General features: G+C 49.3%; 14 protein-coding genes. 6 read left to right on the top strand and 8 right to left on the bottom strand.

Features of this window, described 5'->3' with window-relative positions:
* Positions 1-20: 20 nt before the first annotated feature.
* Positions 21-938, bottom strand: a complete 918-nt coding sequence (locus tag MKZ32_RS12290) for a D-hexose-6-phosphate mutarotase (RefSeq protein ID WP_239797531.1) — start codon at positions 936-938, stop codon at positions 21-23.
* 447 nt (positions 939-1,385) lie between these two features.
* Between MKZ32_RS12290 and MKZ32_RS12285 the strand changes: the two genes are divergently transcribed.
* Complete coding sequence (locus tag MKZ32_RS12285) at positions 1,386-2,300, top strand: caspase family protein (protein WP_239797530.1); 915 nt, start codon at positions 1,386-1,388, stop codon at positions 2,298-2,300.
* 214 nt (positions 2,301-2,514) lie between these two features.
* Here the strand turns inward: MKZ32_RS12285 and MKZ32_RS12280 are convergent, their stop codons facing one another.
* From MKZ32_RS12280 to MKZ32_RS12260, 5 genes are read right to left on the bottom strand one after another with little or no spacing between them, the layout of a single operon-like run.
* Positions 2,515-2,772, bottom strand: coding sequence for a YfhL family 4Fe-4S dicluster ferredoxin (locus tag MKZ32_RS12280; protein ID WP_239797529.1), 258 nt, complete (start codon positions 2,770-2,772; stop codon positions 2,515-2,517).
* Between the two features lie 16 nt (positions 2,773-2,788).
* On the bottom strand, positions 2,789-3,265 hold the full coding sequence (coaD, locus tag MKZ32_RS12275; RefSeq protein WP_239797528.1) for a pantetheine-phosphate adenylyltransferase: 477 nt from the start codon (positions 3,263-3,265) through the stop codon (positions 2,789-2,791).
* 2 nt (positions 3,266-3,267) lie between these two features.
* Entirely contained in the window at positions 3,268-3,792 is a 525-nt protein-coding gene (rsmD, locus tag MKZ32_RS12270) for a 16S rRNA (guanine(966)-N(2))-methyltransferase RsmD (protein ID WP_320412282.1), read from the bottom strand.
* Between the two features lie 14 nt (positions 3,793-3,806).
* Positions 3,807-5,147 (bottom strand): M16 family metallopeptidase, encoded by a 1,341-nt coding sequence (locus MKZ32_RS12265; RefSeq protein WP_239797526.1) that lies wholly within the window; start codon positions 5,145-5,147, stop codon positions 3,807-3,809.
* The gene (locus MKZ32_RS12260; RefSeq protein WP_239797525.1) at positions 5,137-6,468 is read right to left on the bottom strand and encodes a M16 family metallopeptidase; all 1,332 of its coding nucleotides are present in this window, start codon (positions 6,466-6,468) and stop codon (positions 5,137-5,139) included. Before MKZ32_RS12260 ends, MKZ32_RS12265 begins: the two co-directional genes overlap by 11 nt.
* 174 nt (positions 6,469-6,642) lie before the next feature.
* On the opposite strand from MKZ32_RS12260, the gene ftsY reads away from it, so the two are divergent.
* From ftsY to MKZ32_RS12240, 4 genes are all read left to right on the top strand, one after another.
* Positions 6,643-7,617 (top strand): signal recognition particle-docking protein FtsY, encoded by a 975-nt coding sequence (gene ftsY, locus MKZ32_RS12255; protein WP_239798155.1) that lies wholly within the window; start codon positions 6,643-6,645, stop codon positions 7,615-7,617.
* On the top strand, positions 7,614-8,267 hold the full coding sequence (gene ftsE, locus MKZ32_RS12250) for a cell division ATP-binding protein FtsE (RefSeq protein ID WP_239797524.1): 654 nt from the start codon (positions 7,614-7,616) through the stop codon (positions 8,265-8,267). The genes ftsY and ftsE overlap by 4 nt, the downstream gene beginning before the upstream one ends.
* Entirely contained in the window at positions 8,264-9,172 is a 909-nt protein-coding gene (ftsX, locus tag MKZ32_RS12245) for a permease-like cell division protein FtsX (RefSeq protein ID WP_239797523.1), read from the top strand. Before ftsE ends, ftsX begins: the two co-directional genes overlap by 4 nt.
* Positions 9,173-9,371: 199 nt before the next feature.
* On the top strand, positions 9,372-10,583 hold the full coding sequence (locus MKZ32_RS12240) for a tetratricopeptide repeat protein (protein WP_239797522.1): 1,212 nt from the start codon (positions 9,372-9,374) through the stop codon (positions 10,581-10,583).
* Between the two features lie 76 nt (positions 10,584-10,659).
* Here the strand turns inward: MKZ32_RS12240 and MKZ32_RS12235 are convergent, their stop codons facing one another.
* Entirely contained in the window at positions 10,660-12,288 is a 1,629-nt protein-coding gene (locus MKZ32_RS12235) for a hypothetical protein (RefSeq protein WP_239797521.1), read from the bottom strand.
* A gap of 241 nt (positions 12,289-12,529) precedes the next feature.
* Positions 12,530-14,335, bottom strand: a complete 1,806-nt coding sequence (gene typA / locus MKZ32_RS12230) for a translational GTPase TypA (RefSeq protein ID WP_239797520.1) — start codon at positions 14,333-14,335, stop codon at positions 12,530-12,532.
* A 398-nt stretch (positions 14,336-14,733) separates the two neighbouring features.
* Here typA and MKZ32_RS12225 point away from each other — a divergent pair, with 398 nt between their 5' ends.
* A complete protein-coding gene (locus tag MKZ32_RS12225; protein ID WP_239798154.1) occupies positions 14,734-16,110 on the top strand; it encodes a DEAD/DEAH box helicase in 1,377 nt (458 codons plus the stop codon).
* Positions 16,111-16,168 lie beyond the last annotated feature (58 nt).

Below are 16,168 nucleotides of genomic sequence, written 5' to 3'. Positions count from 1 at the left end.
ATCCCATAACAACATCTTGACTATTGTGTTTTCTCAATACTATAGGTTACATGCAACGAATGAGTTGCGCCCGCTGGGACTTCAACACAATTCTCCGCCGCATTCGCACTTTCTACACAGACCATACCGCAATAGCCCGTATCGCTGCCGAAATCGCCCATTTTTGTGGCCTTTTCTACCCATGGGTTCCACACTACTGTGGAAAGACTGCCGCGCTTGGCAATACGAATACAGCGCTTATGGCCGCTGTCAACAATCAGACAATCTGAGTCGGTATTCACATAGAGGCGGTCTACTTCTGCAGCTATGGTGACTGCGCCTGCTTGTGTTCTGCGTTGCCAATCGCCCACCTTATCAAGATAAGTGCAGCCTTCCAAACCGGTGATGCGAATTTTATTCACATCGCTGATAGCGAAGTAAGTGTGCAACGCTTCGCCAATTTCAAACATCATTTGGCCCGTATTTTCGGTGATAAGTTCCACGGTCATCTCTTTGCCGATAGTAACGATGCTCCGTACTTGACAAGCATGCGGCCATTGCGCAACAGGAATTGAACTCTGTGGTAATTCAAAGGTGATGCGCGTGCTGCCATCGGATAATACTTCGCTGGCCACAATTTGCCAGGGAACGGTACGGGCAAACCCATGACCTGGAAAGGTGCTGTCGGTTGCATGGGCACCGAACCATGGCCAACAAATTGGCACGCCGCCACGAATGGATTTTCCGCGTACTAATTTGGCTGCAGGACTAAGCCAAATGACCGGTTTTTCGCCCACAGGCTCAAAGGTCATGACATGCGCACCCTGTAATGAAATGGTAGATTGCGCTTGTTCGTTGGCAATGCACGCAATTATCAAACCGTTCACGTCCTCAGTGAACTTGAGTTGTCCAGGAATGGCGAATTTCTGATTAAGCGTGGTTACATCCAACGGGCTCATTTTTTAATCCTTGAAGTATCATTTCACGTTAAATTGAAACTGTTGGCTGTTGATCAGGCCACAGTTCGGACAATTATCTCAATAATGCATTTTGCATCTTATGATGTCGATTTAATGCCGGTGCCGTTTGGTACGCAGACTATGCAGGCAAAATGGTGCTAAGAATCTTTTATTCGAAGTTCAATGCGGGGAAGAACGACTACTTTTATTTACAGCTCATCATACAACAATTATTCGATATGGATTGCGCACCTATACCACGCTGAGCCGTATGATTGCTTAGCGCGTACAGTAAAAATCGGATATAAATCGAACTGAACTTGATAAAAATGTGTGTCGCAGGTTTGCCAAGCCGCTCAGGGTGTATTTACAATTGCACCGCAGTCACTTTATCTCAAGTATCAAAATTTTGCCGCATATCATGCGGCATTAACCTAGGAGATTAAAATGGAAAAGAAAGCTAAATTACCCACAACCAAAGCCAAGGCAATGTCATTACACATTGGCCTGAATGCTGTGAGCGCTACTGCATATGGTGGCTGGAGCGGCGAGCTCAATGCCTGTGAGTTCGATGCCAAGGACATGGCGGCGATTGCCAAATCGTGCGGCATGAAATCCACCATGTTGCTGACTAAGAAGAGCACGCGCGCCAATATGCTGGCTGCCATGCGTAGTGCCGCCAAGCAATTGACAGCCGGTGACTTGTTCTTCCTTACCTATTCCGGTCATGGCGGCCAAATTCCCGATGTCACTGGAGAAGAAGAGGATAAACAAGACGAGACTTGGTGCCTGTACGACGGCCAACTTATCGACGACGAGTTGTATTTTGAATTAAGTCAATTTGCAACAGGAGTACGCGTGCTTGTGTTTTCTGACAGTTGCCATAGCGGCACCGTAACACGTGCTGCACCGCCGCAGCCCGGCATGATCTGGCCGACGATTGGACGCTCAAAGATGATGCCGCTTGCCGTGGGCATGCGCACCTATCGCGAGCACCAAGCGTTTTACGATAAGCTGCAACAAGACGTGGCTAAAGCCGCTGGCAAAGCTTCTCTACCGGATCCGGACAGCGTGCTCGCCCAACTGGCCGTGAGTCCGCGGCTAACTGCGATTGCGAAAAAATTCAAGCCGGCGGTAATTCTAATCTCTGGTTGCCAGGACAATCAGACATCCATGGATGGTGACCACAACGGCGCATTTACCGAGCAGCTGTTAAAGGTGTGGAACAACGGCTCTTTCAGCGGCAATTATGCTAAATTTCATGCCGCTATTAAGACTCTTTTGCCTGCCGACCAGACGCCTAATCTGTTTACGCTTGGTGCGGCGGCGCGTTTTCTGACGCAGCAGCCCTTTAAGATTTGATAAGGTGCTCGGTGCTGTCCGCGTTAGGCGAATAATGGGCCAGCACCAAGTCAAGAGAGTATGGTACTAATTGCCCAGCAACTGATAAACATCATCAGTGCAGGGTAATTTTTACAAATGATAGGGAAGGGGAAAGAGATACGGAAAAACATATTGCGGTGATTGGTCATTTTATCCAGATCCATTAGCATTCCAGCTAAATAATCATCGCTTGTTATTTGTTCTTCGCTGCCATTAGTTTTTCATATTTAGCTTGAAGTTGCTCCCTGCTTTCCGTATGAACGGGGTCGAGCGGAATGCAGTCTACCGGGCAAACTTCCACGCATTGTGGCGTTTCATAGTGTCCCACGCACTCGGTGCATTTGCTAGGGTTAATGTAATAAATAGTATCGCCTTGTGAAATAGCATCGTTCGGGCATTCTGGCTCGCACACGTCGCAGTTGATACATTCGTCGGTAATAATCAGGGCCACACTGTTCCTTTGTAAATCAGGTTAATTTTTTCTCAGTCAATTTGATCGCCACCAAAGGTGAAACAAACTTACTGACGTCGCCGCCAAAGCGCGCGATTTCACGCACTATACTAGCGGAGATGAAGGTGTAATGTTCCGCTGGCGTCAAGAATAATGTTTCGACATCAGGATGCAGGCTGCGGTTCATCCCCGCCATTTGAAATTCATATTCAAAATCCGATACTGCGCGCAAGCCACGCAATACTACGCGCGCATTTTGCGTTCGCACATAATTCATCAGCAAACCAGAAAAACCTTCCACCCGGACATTGACAAAATCAGCGAAAATTTCACTCGCCATGGCCACACGCTCTTCCATGGTGAACAAAGTGACACTGCGACTTTCTGCCACAGCCACCACAACTTCGCCGAACAGCCCGGCGGCACGGCGAACTACATCTTCGTGTCCGCGCGTGATTGGATCAAAAGTACCAGGATAAATAACTTTAATCATACTTATAACGCATTTTCGCATCTCAATAATTGATAATGCACAGCACCCGCTTTAGCACGTCTCACCACCTGCCAAGCTTTGTCAGGTTCAAATACTGCACCGCTTTCAACATACACCATACCGTTTTGCGTTAGCTTGTCAGCAAGCAGGGGAAGCAATTTTGGCAGATGGTCACTCTGAAACGGGGGGTCAAGAAAAATGACATCGAATAGCCCATTTTTTTGGCGCGCGAATTCTAACCCATCTTCACAACGCAGCAATACATTAGAACAGGCTAATTTAATGATGGTCTCTTGCAAAGCGCGAAAGACCGTACGATTGCGCTCAACCATTACTACTTCTGTCGCACCGCGTGATGCCGCTTCTAATCCCAATATCCCACTGCCAGCGAACAAATCAAGACAGCGTGTGCCATTAAGATTCTGCCCCAACCAGTTAAATAAAGTCTCGCGCACTCGATCTGGTGTGGGGCGTAAGCCTTCCGCGTCTGGAAACTCCACCCAACGACTACGATGAGTGCCACCGATGATGCGTATCCGATTTATTGCACGGCTCCCTCGTTACCTGGCTTTGGGGTCTCCGGAGCACCGACTATCACAGTGGCCATCGCATCTGGATTCACGCGTCGGTCAAAGGCTGAGCGAATTTGCGCGATGGTGACTTTATCAACATTTCCGACAAAATCATCTAGATAGGTCAAAGGTAACTCATAAAATCCAATGACATTCAAGTAGTCAACTATTTTTTTGTTGCTATCGATACGCAGCGGAAAACCACCAATAATATTTTGCTTGGATGCTTGTAATTCCTTTTTCGTCACGCCTTTATCAATAAACTCGCGCAGCGTAGCGCGCACTAGCTGCAGCGCTTCATCGGCTTGATTTTTTTTGGTTTGCAGCCCGATCTGATACGCGCCTGGCAACTTCATCGGTATAAAATAGCTATATACACTATAGGCAAGGCCGCGTTTCTCGCGGATTTCGTGCATCAGGCGGGATACAAATCCTCCTCCGCCGAGAATGTGGTTGCCCACATAAAGGGCAAAATAATCCGGATCTTTGCGTGCCAAACCGGGTGCGCCCATCAAAATATGGCTCTGAGTGGCCGGATGTACTATGCGCTGCTCACTCGCTTTAATTTGCATGACCACCGGCGCAACCTGCACCGCCTCAATGCCTTGCGGTAATTGCGCGGTAAGATTTTGCGCGATAGCTTCAGCTTCGGCGCGCGTCACATCGCCCATAATGGCTACCACGGCAGTTTTGGCCAAATAATGTGTACGATAAAATGCTTCAGTGTCGGTGCGCTGAATATTTTCTACGGTGGAGACTTCACCCGACGATGGCAAACCATAAGGATGGGTACCGAATACGGCCTTGCTGAAAGCTTTTTCGGCAATCCTTTCCGGTTTGGTTTCGTCTTCTTTTAAACCAGCAATCAAGCGTGTCTTTTCTCGCGCCAACACCTCTTCTTGAAATAGCGGATGTTGCAGCACGCGCGCCAGAATATCCAGCGCCTGAAAGCGTTCTGCAGTACTGCTCAATGTGCGCAAACTTATTCCCGCACGATCCGCATCAAAATTCTTTCCAAATTGTGCACCAATGTCGGCCAGATTTCGCGCGATGTCGTCCTCGCTCAAACCTTCTGCACCGAGATCCAGCATTCTATGTGTCAGCCCCGCCAATCCGGATTTTTCGGCCACATCGAAGCTACTTCCTGCGGCAAAAGTCACTGTCAAATCGAGCATGGGTAGATCATGGTTCTCCACAAAATATACACGCGCGCCGCTCGGCGATGTCCAATGCTGGATATGGGGCGTGGCGAGTGCAGTTGCGATGCCGGCTAGAAACAACACCACAGCGGCAAGTAATTTAGTGTCCATGTATTGCCCCTTTATTCATTTGTTTCGGTTTGCCGGAAAGTGGCTGTGGCTCAAGCACGGCCATGGTCAGTTGGTCGTCCTGCAGAAATTCCCGTGCCACATCCTGCACCTGTTGCGCTGTTACCGCCTGCAATTTTTTCAGAATCAAGGGAATAGTTTTGTATGACAGTCCTATACTTTCCATCTGTCCAATCTGCATCGCTTGATAAAACAGCGAATCGAGCTTGTACACCTCACTGGCAGTCACCTGTGCCTTAGCGCGTTTAAGTTCATCTTCGCTCACGCCGTCACGCTTTAGAATTGCTATTTGTTCGCGCAAACCATCTTCTATTTCCGTCACGTTCTTGCCTTCGCTAGGGGTACCTTCTAACATAAACAGGCTTGGGCCGCGCGAGGTGGCATCATATTCGGCGCCCACATTGCTGGCCAGTTGCTTTTCCCGCACTAATGTTTTGTTCAAGCGCGCCGAAGCATTCCCATCGAGAATGCCGGCCAGTATCTGCAAAGCATAGGGCTGCCAGTCTTTCTCTGGGTCACGTAGCGTCGGGGCGTGATAAGCCATTACCAGATGTGGCAGCTGCGCAGGAGCTTTTACTACAATGCGCTTCACGCCTAACTGCGGCGGCTCGCTAAAATGTTTGCGCCCAGGCAAACTACGCGCTGGAATTCTGCCATAGAAACGTTGCGCCAGCGCAAACACTTCGCTCGCCTTCACATCCCCTGCTACGACTAATGTCGCATTATTGGGCACGTACCAATTTTTATACCACGTCTTGGCATCATTTACGGAAAGTGTCTCCAAATCGTTCATCCAGCCAATTACTGGAGTCCGGTAAGGATGTTCCTGAAAGGCCGCGGCCATCAATTTTTCATTCATCAGGGCGCGCGGCTCATCATCCGTGCGCATGCGCCGCTCTTCCATAACGACTTTAATTTCTTTGCTGAATTCAGTTTCCGTCAGATGCAAGTTGCGCATACGATCGGATTCGAGTTGCATGGCGAGAGGTAACTTGGATTTGTGCAACTGCTGGAAATATGCAGTGTAATCGTTACTGGTGAAAGCATTTTCGCGTCCGCCCGCAGCAGATATACGCTTGGAAAACTGCCCAACCGGCACGCTTTTGGTGCCCTTGAACATCATGTGTTCCAGCACATGTGCGATACCGGTGACGCCAATATTTTCGTCCATGCTGCCGGCGCGATACCATATTTGTTGAACTATAACTGGCGCACGGTGGTCTTCCTTGACTATGACCTTAAGGCCATTGCCGAGAGTCTTCTCAAACACCTCTGCTTGCGCCTTAACAGCGAATAAAAGCATCGCAGGCCATAAAACAGCAATAGTCAGCAGATATTTTAATGTTGGTATACGCATTTTTTTAGCCCAAAACAACTCAATCAGAATAGAATAACGATGGCGGCAAAAGCCGCCACGACTGATGTGTATTATGCGCTATTTAGTTATCTTTCTGCCACCTCCCAAAACTCCCTTAAAATGTTCGGCTTCCTAAAAAAAATTCCAATTGAAAGCAAGTCCAACCCGGTCGAAGACACGCCTAAAAAAAGCGGCTGGATCAGCCGACTTAAGTGCGGGCTGGCGCGCACTGCCGATCAAATGTCCGATTTGTTTGGCCGAGGCGGCAAGATCGACGACGATCTGTATGAGGAGCTGGAAACCATTCTGATTACCGCAGATGTCGGAATGGACGCAACCCGTTTCTTGCTGGCCGAGTTGCGCCGACAAGTCAAAGTGCAGCGACTCACTGAAGCAGTTCAGCTAAAGGAGGCGTTGGCGTACGACCTGATTAAACTGCTCAAGCCACTGGCTCAGCCTTTGGAAACGGGCTTACATAATCCCTGCGTCATTATGCTGGCCGGGGTAAACGGCGCTGGCAAAACAACCTCCATTGGCAAGCTGGCGAAGTATTTTCAAGGGCAAGGCAAATCAGTACTGCTGGCCGCAGGCGATACCTTCCGTGCCGCTGCGCGTGAACAGTTGATGGAGTGGGGCGCGCGCAACAATGTTACCGTCATCGCCCAGCAGAGCGGCGATGCCGCAGCGGTGATTTTCGATGCTGTGCAAGCAGCCCAAGCACGAAAAATCGACATCGTGCTGGCCGATACTGCCGGACGTCTGTCTACCCAGATCCATTTGATGGAAGAAATTAAAAAGGTCAAGCGCGTTATCGCCAAGGCGTTACCCGGTGCACCCCATGAAGTGCTGCTGGTACTGGACGCAAACACTGGCCAGAACGCGCTAAGCCAAGTCAAGGCATTTGACGATGCGCTGGCTGTCACGGGACTGATACTGACCAAGCTGGATGGTACTGCCAAAGGCGGCGTAATTGCTGCCATCGCCAAGGCGCATCCTATTCCCCTGCGCTTTATTGGCGTGGGAGAAGGGCTGGATGACCTGCGCCCATTTGTAGCGGAAGACTTCGTCGCGGCACTTCTGGGACTGGACGAATGATCCAGTTTAGCCAAATATGCAAGCGTTACCCCGGAGGTTATGAAGCACTGAAAAATGTTAGTTTTGAGGTCGCCGAAGGCGAAATGATATTCCTCACCGGCCATTCCGGTGCAGGCAAGAGCACTTTGCTCAAGCTCATCGCCGCCATTGAACGCCCCAGCTCTGGCAGCATTGTAGTCAAAGGACAGAACGTCAGTTCGATCCAAAGCGGGGCATTGCCCTACCTGCGTCGCAATCTTGGCTTAATTTTCCAGGATCATAAAATACTGTTCGATCGCAGCGTGTTTGACAACGTAATGTTGCCACTGCGAATCTGCGGCTTCGACCATCGCGAAAGCGCCAAGCGGGTGCGGGCTGCGCTAGATAAGGTAGGCTTGCTCAAGCGCGAAAAAAACAGCCCGATTTCTCTGTCTGGCGGTGAACAACAACGTTTGTGCATCGCACGCGCCATAGTCAACCGCCCTTCAATCCTGCTGGCAGATGAACCGACCGGGAATCTTGATGTGGACTATGCCAACGACATCATGAGTATTTTTAAATCGTTCCATCAGGTTGGCGTCACGCTGCTAATTTCCTCTCATGACGAAAGCATTTTGCGCCAGTTCAAGGGACGCGTGCTGGCACTAAAAAATGGGGAATTGTGCCCATGAAAAACTGGCTGGTATCGCATGTTCACGTGTTGCTGTTCACCTTGCGCCGTTTCCTCACCACGCCACTGTCCAGCCTATTAAATATTCTAGTCATTGGAATCGCACTTAGCTTGCCAGCGGGTATGTATTTATTGCTTAAAAGCGTACAAAATCTGGCTGAACAAGCAGTTGGTACACCTCAGATCAGTATTTTCTTGAGTATGGATGCCAGCAAGGACGACGTCGCTCATATCGGCAAACAATTAAAGCAACATGCTGGTATCAACCAGGTAAAGTTTGTGCCACGTGACCAAGCGCTGGAGCAACTCAAACAAACCACGGGACTGACCGACGTAATCGGCGGACTGGCACAAAACCCGCTGCCGGATGCTTACGTTATCTATCCAAAAATATCTGATGCGCAAGCGCTGGAAGCGTTGCGCGATGAGTTGCAAAAATGGCCTAAACTCGAACATGTGCAATTGGATTCAGCTTGGGCACACAAGCTAGACGCAATGCTCAAATTCGGCTTGTTGGCTATACTTATTCTTGCCGTGCTGCTCAGCTTTGCGCTAGTAGCCGTTACTTTCAACACGATCCGTTTGCAAATCCTCACCCAGCGCGAGGAAATCGAAGTGTCCAAACTGATCGGCGCCACTAATGCCTTCATTCGCCGCCCATTTCTGTACTTTGGTCTTCTGCAGGGACTGCTAGGTGCTGGTGCAGCGTGGCTTATTATTACCATCAGCTTATATTTGCTCAATAACAGCCTCTCTGACTTGACGCATTTGTATGTCAGCAGCTTTACGCTACATTTACCCTCTGTAGGCGAGAGCTCTACACTGTTGTTATTCTCGGCCTACCTTGGCTGGTTAGGTGCTTGGTTGTCCGTCGCCCAGCATTTATGGAAAATTGAACCTCGTTAAGAGGGTTTTATATGTTTTCTGTATTTAACAGAAAACATACTCGTGATAATTTATGACTTTAAACCAAAGATTATGACTGCTTCGATTGTATTATCGTTATATTGACTTGTTGGATTTAAATCAACGCCGTGTCTTCCAACCGCTTTCACTGACCCAATGCCTATGCATGGCATTGTCTAGAAATTAAAATGAGGAAATCATGAGATTCCAATATTTTTACCCAGTGCTGGCTGCCAGTTTCATACTTGTTTTGTTCTCTTCGCTTGCTGTAGCCAAAACACCGGAACAAATTTTTGAACAAGTGTCGCCTTCCGTTGTGGTAGTGGACATCTTCGATTCGAAGGATGAATTCATAGGGCAGGGCAGTGGCGTGGTGATAGGCACCGGCCAGGTCATTACTAATTGTCATGTTGCGAAAAGAGGCAAAAGTCGAAAAGTACGGCAATCCGGCAAAACATTTTCTGCCACTATGCAATATTCAGACCCTAGTCGCGATCTGTGCCAGTTAAATGTGCCGGATTTACAAGCTCCCCCCGCTCTTTTGGGCACAGCCAAAAAACTTAAGGTGGGCCAACGCGTCTATGCCATCGGTGCACCGGAAGACCTGGAGTTGACCTTGAGCGAAGGACTTATCTCCAGTTTGCGTCCACATGAAGGCTCGGACTATATTCAGACCTCCGCCGCGATTTCTCTTGGTTCCAGCGGTGGTGGGCTATTCGATGACCAAGGGCAATTAATCGGTATCACCACGTTTTATCACGCGGAGGGGCAAAATCTTAACTTTGCTTTGCCCGTAGATTGGATAGGGGAACTGCCGAAACGAGCTCAGGGCGCTCCGGTGGTAGCGAAAAAGAGCGGGTTGGCTTGGCTTAACCGCGTCGTTGCGTTGGAGCACAAAAAAGATTGGCAAGGAATGTTGAAGCTTTCGCAGCAGTGGGTTAAAACCGAGCCGGTAAGTGCGGACGCTTGGTTTAGCGTGGGCATTGCCCACAAAAACCTCAAACAATATGAGCAGGCAATTAAAGCCTATAGAAGTGTGCTACGCATTCAGCCGGAATATGCCGACGCTTGGAATAATCTGGGCAATATCCATAACAACATCAAACAATATGAACAAGCAATTCAGGCCTATCGGGAGGCACTACGCATTGATCCAGAATATGCCTCTGCCTGGAATAATGTGGGTATTGCTTACGGCAATTTTAAACAATACGAGCAGGCGATTTCCGCCTTTCGAGAGGCGGTTCGCATTGAACCGGAAAAAGCAAGTGTCTGGTATAACCTGGGTGAGGCTTACTCCCGCTCCGGTCAGCAGGACAAAGTGCTAGAGATTTATCAAACCCTACGCAAACTCGACTTGCAAATAGCGAACACGTATTCCAATACTTTTATAGTGCCGTTCGCCAAGTAAGATAGATACGCCTTGGTCATTTTTAGGAATGGCAACTTGCAAAAAATTTGGCCCTTATTATTACTTCAATCCTTGATTATTCAAGCAGGAATAGTAACGTCAAGATAATTCCACCGAGCATGAAAGCGGATTCTTTGCTTCGTAGCAATTCTTGGTCAAGGTAATGATGATGGGCGAAGTAGTTACGAGCCAATACACAGCACAGGAAAGCCCGCACCAACTGCTGTTCGCGCGGTGTGGTGTTCAATACCAAATTCATCACCTCACGAATTGGGGTCTTAGGTTGCGAACGAAGTTGGACAAGGTTTTTGTTATCCCTGAAGAATTGAACAGCCTGTTGGGAAAGCCCTCGTTTTGCAGCGAAATGTGATATGTATTGAGGCAATGAAGTGATCTTCTCCAACTCACCCGACTTACGAAGCGCGAACATTAAACAACCTTCTGCGCGAATTGCCAGTAATGAATAAAAGTCTAATGGCCTTCGGTTGCGGAAATCAAGCTTTCCAGAACCCTCAGGCTTAAATGTTAGTTCATCATGAAGCTGGCGAAATGAACTTAGAAATCCGTCGAACGGGTAATTCACTGAACGTAGGTTGTCTACAATGTTTTTAAGCCGACTGTCGGCAAGCTTTTCATTCTCCGCAAGAAATTCATTAAATGGTTTCAGATAATGTGACGCCATATCTAGGAAGTAGTATCGGTCACTGAAAAATTCAAATGGCAAAACATCTATTAATTCCGCAGTGCCATCGTATTGTTGGTGACTAGGCCGACTCCATTTTTCTAAGTAGTAGTCAATTTTTTTATCGGTGAGGTAGCATAGCCATTCCACTGCAAAATAGATGTCTTGTTGAAGACATGTCCATGCAGAGTCCACCCAGACATTCTTTCGATCTTTTGTTTTTATCCACTGACCGGCTAGTCGCAAGAAGTCATTTTTAATAGCAGTCGAGAGCGTTTCCGCAGTTACACCGAGATGGGACGCCAACTCGATGCAACCGCGCTTGTGGACTTCAGGGTCTCGCGTATGTGCGAGATTCCACGTTGCTAGTGCATTGCGAAATGCGTGGTAATGGGAAATCCATGTCATAGATTGTGCGAAGCCACCCCATCGCTGGGGAGCGGTTAAAAAGCTATTTGGATTCCAATCACCTAATCGCTCTACATTGCGGACAATGCCTTGCATACGCTCCTTAACATCGGGTGTATGTAGGATAGGCGGAATGCAGTCTGATGCCCGAATTAAATCTATCAACGCGTAGCCCTGCCAATGAAAAAAATAGTCCACATAAGGGCAAATAGTTTCGCCATTAACTTGATTGATTGTGGGCGGGATAGAAATTGCATCCCAAGGCTGCCCATAATTACGGAGTATTTTGCCCGCAGCGTCTGTGGGTCGGAAGAACGGGTGAAGGAACCAGAGCGGCTCATCAATAGTCTTGATGTACCAATCTGACTCCCACAACTGCTCTAGCGGGTCATCTCTTGGCAAAGGTGGCCAATATGCTACCGGAGATTCCGGATCGCTTTCGAACTCCTCAGGCGGAAAGGAATAACGGTATTGAGGAACAAGCCAGCCCCACTCGACTAACTTCGGGAATGGATGCTTCTGTAAAAACTCTTTAAGTCCCAGTTCTTCTAGCCAACGAACGAAGGTGCCGTCTTTACCTTGTTGGACTGTGAGTAACGGCCCTTGGATCGACAATTATTTCTCCTAACGGTTTGAATGTATATTTGACTGAGCGACGGACGCTGATCTTTGGTGAGTACCAAATAAAACCGATAGATGAAGCCGGATTTGGGCGGAAATAGTGATTTATAGAGGTGCCCTCAACTTTTACATATGGCTGTGCATTCTAAACGATACCCGTGACATTCTTCTTCGGCGTAAAAAAAGGGGCATTTACGCCCCTTTTTGTTTAACATTTAAAATACGTATTTATCTACTACCGAGAAGCACGCTTACGATCTTGTTCAGTAAGATGACGCTTGCGCACACGTATGGACAGCGGAGTGATTTCCACTAGCTCGTCGTCATCGATAAATTCAACAGCAGATTCCAGCGTCAGCTGAATTGGCGTGGTCAAGCGCACTGCTTCATCCGTGCCGGAGGAACGCACATTGGTCAGTTGCTTGCCTTTGATCGGGTTAACCACAAGGTCGTTATCGCGACTGTGTATGCCAATGACCATGCCTTCATACAATTTATCCCCGGGGCTAACGAACATGCGGCCGCGATCTTCCAATTTCCATAAGGCATAGGCCACGGCCTCACCATTGTCTTGAGAAACCAGCACTCCATTATGACGACCTGGCATATCCGGCTTGACCGGGCCGTAGTCGTCGAACACATGCGAGATAAGTCCGGTGCCACGGGTCATAGTCATAAAATCACCTTGAAAACCGATCAAGCTGCGTGCCGGAATACGATATTCCAAACGCACACGGCCTCTTCCATCCGACTGCATATCCTGCAAATCGCCGCGCCGGCGGCCCAGCTCTTCCATCACCACACCCTGGTTTGTCTCTTCAACGTCCACAGAGAGCATTTCATACGGCTCACATTTTTCACCGTTAACTTCACGAAACACCACACGCGGTTTAGATACAGCTAATTCAAAGCCCTCTCGACGCATGTTTTCTAGCAGAATGGTCAAGTGCAATTCACCACGTCCCGACACCAGGAAAGAATCTGTCTCACCCGTTTCTTCCACGCGCAATGCCACATTTACCAACAATTCTTTAGTCAAACGATCTTTAATCTGGCGGCTAGTAACGAACTTGCCTTCTTGTCCTGCCAAGGGGGAGTTGTTCACTTGGAAGGTCATAGTTAACGTAGGCTCATCCACTTTAGGCATAGGTAAAGCTTCTGGCTGGTTAATATCGGTCAAGGTAACGCCAATTCCGATATCTTCGATACCGTTGACCAGAATGATGTCGCCAACACCCGCTTCTTCCATTTGTACCCGCTCGATACCACGGAAGCCCAGCACCTGATTGACCCGTGCTTTCTTCGGCGGTTTATCGCCATTCAGCACCATGACTTCTTGACCAGGCTTAATTCGCCCCCGCGAAACCCGTCCAACACCGATGCGTCCAACAAAGCTGGAATAATCTAGCGCAGAAATTTGGAATTGCAGCGGCCCGTCCATATCGCCAACCGGCGCCGGCACATGCTTTAACACGGTATCGAATAATGGACGCATATCCGTGCTCGGGTTCGTCAAATCCAATGTCGCGTAACCATTCAACGCCGAGGCGTAGACTATCGGAAAATCCATTTGTGCGTCGGTTGCGCCAAGCTTATCGAACAAATCGAAAGTATGGTCTACTACCCACTCTGGTCTCGCGCCGGGCCGATCAACCTTGTTAATTACCACGATAGGACGCAAACCCAGTGCCAGCGCCTTGCGCGTAACAAAACGGGTTTGCGGCATCGGGCCTTCCACCGCATCTACCAGCAACAACACGCCGTCCACCATCGACAGAACGCGTTCCACCTCACCACCAAAATCAGCGTGCCCTGGCGTGTCCACGATGTTGATATGGACGCCTTCATATTCCACTGCGCAGTTTTTTGCCAGAATGGTGATGCCTCGTTCCTTCTCGAGATCGTTACTATCCATCACGCGCTCAGCGATATGCTGGTGCGCGGCGAAGGTAGCCGTCTGGGACAGCAGCTTGTCCACCATGGTGGTTTTGCCATGATCAACGTGGGCAATGATGGCGATATTACGGAGTGCGCGCGACATGTTTACGACCTAAGCTAGATAAAGGGCGCGCATTCTAGCATAAGGACACCTCTAAACATTACAATTCATTCCAAACTACTATTTTGAATAAAAATTATTGCAGCTATTTCTCAGGTAGCAAGGCCTGTCCAGATTTATTTTCTGGCTATTGTTACTCAGTTGTGTATAATGCGCCCCTCGCTGCGATATTCGTGCAGCGTTGGCTCATCGTTTTCTGACCTCTGGCGTCTCTGACGCGTCTTGCTTTTACCGGTTAGCGACGATGTTTTGCGCTGGTAGAGTCTATGATCTCCCTACTAAATTTTATTGTGTGGCTTTAGCCACGCATGCGCTTTGATTTAATCATTAATTAAGGAACAATCGTGCCTATTGAAAACACAGCTGCACCTATTAAAGTTATTACCTTTGCCTCTCTGGGATTGAATCCCTTAATCCTCAGTGCTGTAGAAGAATCCGGCTATACCGTGCCCTCGCCGATTCAGGCCGAAGCCATTCCCGAAGTGATGGCGGGCCACGATCTGATGGCATCTGCCCAGACGGGTACCGGCAAAACTGCCGCTTTCATACTGCCAGCGTTACACCGCATCGCCGAACCTGCTGCCGTGCGTAGCAAGGGCCCGCGCGTGCTGGTGCTGACCCCGACACGCGAACTGGCACAACAGGTTTCAGACGCCGCCACTAAATACGGCAAGAACATGCGCCTGAAAGTAGTGAGCATTCTCGGTGGCATGCCCTACCCGCTACAAAACAAACTGCTGTCCAGCCCAGTAGATATTTTAGTGGCTACTCCGGGTCGCTTGATTGATCACATTGAACGCGGCCGTATCGACTTCTCGCGCCTCGAAATGTTGGTGCTGGACGAAGCCGACCGCATGCTGGATATGGGTTTCATTGATGACGTGGAGCGCATCGCCGCAGCCACCCCGGCCACACGCCAAACGCTGCTGTTCTCCGCCACACTGGATGGTGTAATTGGCAACCTGGCAAAACGGTTGCTCACGAATCCAAAGCGCATAAGCGTTGCAGCTACGCAGGCACGTCACGAAAACATCGAACAACGCCTAATGTATGTGGACGACATGGCGCACAAGGGCCGTTTGCTGGATCACTTACTGCGTGATACGGACTTGAACCAAGCATTGGTATTCACTGCTACCAAGCGCGATGCTGATGCTTTGGCTGACAAACTGCTGTCCCAAGGACATTCCGCCGCCGCGCTACATGGCGATATGAACCAGCGCGAACGCAATCGCACCTTGATTAACTTGCGCCGTGGTCAAGTGCGTATTTTGGTGGCGACTGACGTGGCCGCACGGGGTATCGATGTTCCGGGTATTTCCCACGTAATCAACTTTGACCTGCCCAAGGCCGCCGAAGACTATGTGCACCGTATTGGCCGTACCGGTCGCGCCGGATCTTCCGGTATCGCAGTATCGTTTGCGTCTAACCGCGATGCCGGAAATCTGCAAAAGATCGAACGCTACACCGGGCAGAGCATAACTGCTCATATCGTTGCCGGTCTGGAACCTAAATTCAAACCGCGCTCACAACCCTCCACCACCCGTGGCAAACCCGGCGGATTCGGACGCCATACTTCCCCTGACAGCCGCCATGGTCATCCTGATGGCGTTCGACGGGAAGGCCAATCTCACAATCGTTTCGGTGATAATGCACCCCGGCGTAATGGGAACACCGGCAACACGGGTCCTGCTGGCCAGGAACGTCGTCCGGCAAGCAGCTTCTCTGGACGTGGCCACAACAGCGGCAATCGTTAAACATTAAACGACTTTTTCGCTAAAAGCAAAAAGGCATGCTTAGGCGTGCCTTTTTTGT

The organism is Candidatus Nitrotoga arctica (assembly GCF_918378365.1).
In the GTDB taxonomy this organism is placed as follows: domain Bacteria; phylum Pseudomonadota; class Gammaproteobacteria; order Burkholderiales; family Gallionellaceae; genus Nitrotoga; species Nitrotoga arctica.
Note: the sequence above shows the minus strand (reverse complement) of the source record. Positions and strands in the feature narration are given on the sequence as shown.

Bases quoted from the DNA above. Each gene is read 5' to 3' on its own strand.
- MKZ32_RS12260 (WP_239797525.1), bottom strand. From the start codon at position 6,468: ATGCTTTTATTCGCTGTTAAGGCGCAAGCAGAGGTGTTTGAGAAGACT.
- ftsY (WP_239798155.1), top strand. From the start codon at position 6,643: ATGTTCGGCTTCCTAAAAAAAATTCCAATTGAAAGCAAGTCCAACCCG.
- ftsX (WP_239797523.1), top strand. From the start codon at position 8,264: ATGAAAAACTGGCTGGTATCGCATGTTCACGTGTTGCTGTTCACCTTG.
- MKZ32_RS12285 (WP_239797530.1), top strand. From the start codon at position 1,386: ATGGAAAAGAAAGCTAAATTACCCACAACCAAAGCCAAGGCAATGTCA.
- MKZ32_RS12265 (WP_239797526.1), bottom strand. From the start codon at position 5,147: ATGGACACTAAATTACTTGCCGCTGTGGTGTTGTTTCTAGCCGGCATC.
- MKZ32_RS12290 (WP_239797531.1), bottom strand. From the start codon at position 938: ATGAGCCCGTTGGATGTAACCACGCTTAATCAGAAATTCGCCATTCCT.
- typA (WP_239797520.1), bottom strand. From the start codon at position 14,335: ATGTCGCGCGCACTCCGTAATATCGCCATCATTGCCCACGTTGATCAT.
- coaD (WP_239797528.1), bottom strand. From the start codon at position 3,265: ATGATTAAAGTTATTTATCCTGGTACTTTTGATCCAATCACGCGCGGA.
- ftsE (WP_239797524.1), top strand. From the start codon at position 7,614: ATGATCCAGTTTAGCCAAATATGCAAGCGTTACCCCGGAGGTTATGAA.
- MKZ32_RS12240 (WP_239797522.1), top strand. From the start codon at position 9,372: ATGAGATTCCAATATTTTTACCCAGTGCTGGCTGCCAGTTTCATACTT.